Raw genomic sequence first — 4,722 nt, forward strand, 5'->3', positions numbered from 1 at the left:
GGGTGGGGGGGGGGGGGGGGGGGGGGGGGGGGGGGGGGGGGGGGGGGGGGGGGGGGGGGGAGGGGGGGGGGGGGGGGGGTGGGGGGGGGTGGGGGGGGGGGGGGGTCCCCCCCCCCCCCCCCAGGCCGGTCGCCGCGAACAGCGCGGCGCCGGTCAGGGCAGGCAGGAGTCTTTTCATCGGAGCCTCTCGTGGGGATCGGGCCGGGAGCAGCAGAGTGACAGCAAACCCGCACCTTTGAAAGGCTCATGACATGAGACGCATACGCCTCACCGTCGGCCGGCCCCTCGGGGACCGGCCCGGCGCCCTACCGGACCACCGGCAGCACCGCCGCCGCGCCGCGGCCGGTCGCCGCCTCGATGAAGTCCACCGGGTCGGCGACCCGCGCCAGCAGCGCACGGGTGAAGTCCAGCGCCCCCTCGGCGGGCGGCGGGCCGCCGACGGCCGCGATCAGGTCGAGCAGGTGGACGGTCGCCTCCATCAGCGCCACCTCGCCGAGCGCGCCGACCGTCACGCTGCCGAGCAGCGGGTGCGCCACCGCGGTGCCCGGCGGAAGGTCCGCGAGGCCGTCCAGCGCGGCCGGCCCCTCGACGCCGAACCGGGCGATCAGCACGGCGGGTTCGGCCACCTCGGCGACCTGCTTCGCCGCCTCGGCGACCTGGTCGGCGGCGGTGTGGGCGATGCCGCCGGGCCGGTTGTAGACACGCAGGATGCCGGCCCCGTCCACCACCTCGGGCCGCCCGTCCAGGACGGCCGCGCGCAGCCCGGTGAACATCTCCGGCACCGGCGCCACGTGCGCGTACAACTCCCGTACGGTCCACCCGGGCAGCCGGGTGGACCGCTCCCAGTCCTCGGCGGCCAGGGACGCGCCCCGCTCCGCCCAGGACACCCAGGCCTCCGCCAACAGCGCGCGCACCGGGTCGTTCTGACTGCTCATCGGCTCTCCTCAGGACGGTGATCACGGGGTCTCCCCACGCTATCCCGGGCTCCCGGAAAACCGTTTGCCGCCCCCTCCCCCGAGCCGTCACCATCGGCCCATGACCGACTCCGCCGCCCGCCCGCTGCCCGCGCCCGCCGCCCACCCGGCCCCGGGCCGACAGCAGCCCGGCCGTCCCCGGAGGCCCGACGCCGCCCACCCATGAGGGCCGCGCTGGCCGCCGGGCTGCTCGCCGGGCTCGGCGTGGCCGTCCCGGTGGGGGCCGTCGGGGCCTACCTGGTGTCGCTCACCGCGCGCACCTCGCTGCGCACCGGCGCCTGCGCCGCGCTCGGGGTGGCCACCGCGGACGGGCTCTACGCGCTGCTCGCCGCGGCCGGCGGCACCGGCCTCGCACCGCTGCTCGAACCGGTCGCCCGGCCGCTGCGGATCGTCTCCGCCCTGGTGCTGCTGGCCCTGGCCGCCCGGACGGCCTTCACCGCGGTGCGCGGCCGTCCCGGCACCACCGCCGGACCGCGGGCCGCGCCACCCACCCCCGCCCGGGCCTTCCTCGCCCTGCTGGGCATCACCCTGCTGAACCCGCTCACCGTGCTCTACTTCGCCGCCCTGGTGCTCGGCGGCGGCAGCCAGGAGGGCGCGCCGGCCCGGGCCGCCTTCACCGTCGGCGCCTTCACGGCCTCCGTCTGCTGGCAGCTGCTGCTGGCCTCCGGCGGCGCACTGCTCGGCCGGGCGCTGACCGGCCCGCGCGGCCGGCTGCTCACCGCGCTCGGCTCGGCCGCCCTCGTCGCCGCCCTCGCCGTCCGGCTGCTGCTCGACTGAGTCCCGGGGCTGAATCCGGCGCTGAGACCGGAGCTGAAACCGGCGCTGAAACCGGGGTGCGGGTCCCGGGGCGGCGGCCGGCACCCCGCTCCACCCGCCACCGCACGCCCGGCACCACTCCCCCACCGGCCGCCACCCGCCTCCCGACTACGCACCGCACCCGGCTCGGCCGTCCTGGTCACCGGGCCGCCACCCGATGCCCCGCCCCATGCCTGGTCACCGCCGTTCACCGAACTCCGCGGGGCCGGTCCGCCGCCGCCGCGTCGGCCACCCTCCGCAACCGGCCCCGCCGCCCCGGTCGCCGCGCCGGTCGCCACCCCCGCTCCGCCACCCGTCGGCTGACCAGCGGGATCGGCGAACCGACCGGCAAATCCCGTTGACCCGTTTACGTCTGATTCCTACCTTGTATCCTGGTTCTGTATCCGCTGAGTGACATCCGCCGAAAACGCCGAACCCCCAGCCCAGGCAGCGGGCCCCGCGCCACGGCCGGTCCGCCGAACCGTCCGAACCGTCCGAACGGCCCGGGCGCGACCGGGAACGCTGCCACCGACCCGGAGGAGCGCGGAGATGGCCGAGCAGGACGCCCCCGAGAAGCGGGGCCGGCTGAGCCGCCCGCTGGTGCTGGGCGCCGCCGTGGCCCTGGTCGACCGCGAGGGCCTGGCCGCGCTGACCATGCGCAGGCTCGCGGCCGAGCTCGGCGTGGAGTCGATGGCCCTGTACCGCTACACCCCGGGCAAGGAGGCCCTGATCGACGGCCTGGTCGAGGCCTACTTCGACGAGATCAACGCCCGGCTGCGGGCCGGCTCCGCCGGCGGTTCCCACCCGGACGGCTGGCGCGCCGAACTGCGCCGGATCGCCCGGGCGTTCGCCGCCACCGCGCACGCCCACCCCGAGATCCTGCCGCTGGTCGCGACCCGCCCGCTGGCCGTCCCGGTGGCCCGCCGCCCGGCCTCGGTGCTGGACCTCACCGAGCACATCCTGGCCGTGCTCGGCCGGGCCGGCTTCGACGACGCCGGCGCGCTGACCGTCTACCGCACCTTCGTCGCCTGGAACCTCGGCTGCCTGCTGGTGGACAAGCGCCAGGTGGTCGACAACCCGAGCGAGCCGGACCCGGCCCTGCGGCTCGGCCTGCACCGGCTGCCCGCCGCCGACTACCCCAGGCTGCGCGCCCTGGTACCCCGGTTCGCCGACTTCGACCACGAGGCCGAGATGCTGAGCGGCCTGGACAGCCTGCTCGACGGGATGCCCGAGCCGCCCCTTGACGACTTCTACCGTGACGGCGGATCCTGAGGATACGAGGTACACGTCGGACATATCCGCTCCTATCGGCGCCGCCGCGCCGCCCGGCACCACCGCGGCAGCGCGCTGACGGCGCCCGGAAGAAGTCCCCATGTCCTCCGCACCCGACACATCACCCTCTGACGACATCCTGCGCCTCCGCGTCACCGCCAAGGACCCGGAGACCCTGCGCGCGCTGCTGCGCGACACCCGCCCCGACGTCGGCGGACGCCCGCACGTCGAGGAGGACGGCCGCATCGGCATCGACGTCTACGTCCCGGCCGACCGGATCCCGGCCCTCGAACGCGAGGGCGTCACGGTCACCATGACCGGCAACGCCAGCGAGGCCGGGCGCGCCGCCCAGGCCGAGGTCGGCAGCGGCGACCGCTTCGCCCCCGCCGACGCCGTCCCGCGCGGCCTGGCCGCCAAGCTCTCCGGCTGACCCGGGAGGCCCCCCATGCCGTACCTGAACGTCACCGAGGTCGAGTCCGCCGTGACCAGCCTGGCCACCGCCTTCCCCGACCTGACCCAACTCGTCACCCTGCCCGAGCCCTCGTTCGAGGGCCGCACCGCCCACGCCCTGCTGATCAGCGAACCCGCGGCGGCCCCCAAGCCGTGCGTCATGATGATCGGGGGTGTCCACGCCCGTGAATGGGGCAGCTGCGAGATCCTCGTCCACCTCGCCGCCGACCTGCTGGAAGCCCACCGGGACGGCACCGGCCTCGGCTACGGCGGCACCGCCTTCACCGCCGGTCAGGTCAGCGGCCTGCTCCAGCGGCTCGACCTGGTGCTCTACCCGCTGGTCAACCCCGACGGCCGGCACTACAGCCAGACCGTCAGGCCCATGTGGCGCAAGAACCGCAACCCGGCGAACGCCGGCGGCAACCCGGCCCCGGACTGCGTCGGCGTCGACCTCAACCGCAACTACGACTTCCTCTTCGACTTCGTCACCGCCTTCGCCCCGGGCGCCAACCCCCAGGTGTCGAACGACCCGTGCGACCAGCAGGTCTACGCCGGCCCGAGCCCGTTCTCCGAGCCGGAGACCCGCAACGTCCAGTGGCTGCTGGACCAGCTCCCGCTGACCCGGTGGTTCGTCGACGTGCACAGCTACTCGCAGGACATGCTCTACAACTGGGGCGACGACGAGAACCAGTCGGTCGACCCCGACATGAACTTCCGCAACTCCGACTACGACGGCAAGCGCGGCCTGCCCGGCGACCTCACGTACGCCGAGTACATCCCCAAGGACGACGAGGACACCGCCGTGCTGCTCGCCGAGGCGTTCTGCAAGGGCGTCAACGGCGTGCGCGGCCTGTCGTACAAGCCGATGAGCGGCTTCCACCTGTACCCGACCAGCGGGACCAGCGACGACTACGTCTACTCCCGCAACTTCGCCGACCCCGACCAGGGCAAGGTGCTCGGCTTCACCGTCGAGTGGGGCACCGAGTTCCACCCGCGGTGGGCGGAGATGGAACAGATCATCCGCGACGTGGACGCCGGGCTGGTGCAGCTCTGCCTGGCCACCGCCTGAACAACCCCCGAACCACAGTGCCCGACAGCGGGGCGGGCGCCCCCAACCCCCCCGGCGGGGGGTTCCGGGGGTGGCTCTTGTGGGCGGTGGGGCAGCTCAGCAGGCCAGGGGGAAAAAGAAAGGGGAGGGGGAGGGGGGAACCCAGGTACTCCCTTCTTTCTT

5 protein-coding genes are annotated in these 4,722 nt (G+C 75.1%); 4 read left to right on the forward strand and 1 reads right to left on the reverse strand.

Going from position 1 to position 4,722, the window contains the following annotated elements; genetic code table 11:
• Positions 1-305: 305 nt before the first annotated feature.
• Positions 306-935, reverse strand: a complete 630-nt coding sequence (locus ACFVGO_RS01335; protein WP_359909230.1) for a maleylpyruvate isomerase N-terminal domain-containing protein — start codon at positions 933-935, stop codon at positions 306-308.
• Between the two features lie 201 nt (positions 936-1,136).
• Here ACFVGO_RS01335 and ACFVGO_RS01340 point away from each other — a divergent pair, with 201 nt between their 5' ends.
• From ACFVGO_RS01340 to ACFVGO_RS01355, 4 genes are all read left to right on the forward strand, one after another.
• Positions 1,137-1,751 (forward strand): LysE family transporter, encoded by a 615-nt coding sequence (locus ACFVGO_RS01340; protein WP_380630551.1) that lies wholly within the window; start codon positions 1,137-1,139, stop codon positions 1,749-1,751.
• 567 nt (positions 1,752-2,318) lie between these two features.
• A complete protein-coding gene (locus tag ACFVGO_RS01345) occupies positions 2,319-3,041 on the forward strand; it encodes a TetR/AcrR family transcriptional regulator (RefSeq protein WP_359909236.1) in 723 nt (240 codons plus the stop codon).
• 100 nt (positions 3,042-3,141) lie between these two features.
• Positions 3,142-3,471 (forward strand): hypothetical protein, encoded by a 330-nt coding sequence (locus tag ACFVGO_RS01350; RefSeq protein WP_380630553.1) that lies wholly within the window; start codon positions 3,142-3,144, stop codon positions 3,469-3,471.
• 15 nt (positions 3,472-3,486) lie between these two features.
• Positions 3,487-4,560, forward strand: coding sequence for a M14 family metallopeptidase (locus tag ACFVGO_RS01355; protein ID WP_359909242.1), 1,074 nt, complete (start codon positions 3,487-3,489; stop codon positions 4,558-4,560).
• Positions 4,561-4,722 lie beyond the last annotated feature (162 nt).

The organism is Kitasatospora sp. NPDC057738, from assembly GCF_042798815.1.
Classification (GTDB): domain Bacteria; phylum Actinomycetota; class Actinomycetes; order Streptomycetales; family Streptomycetaceae; genus Kitasatospora; species Kitasatospora lactacystinica.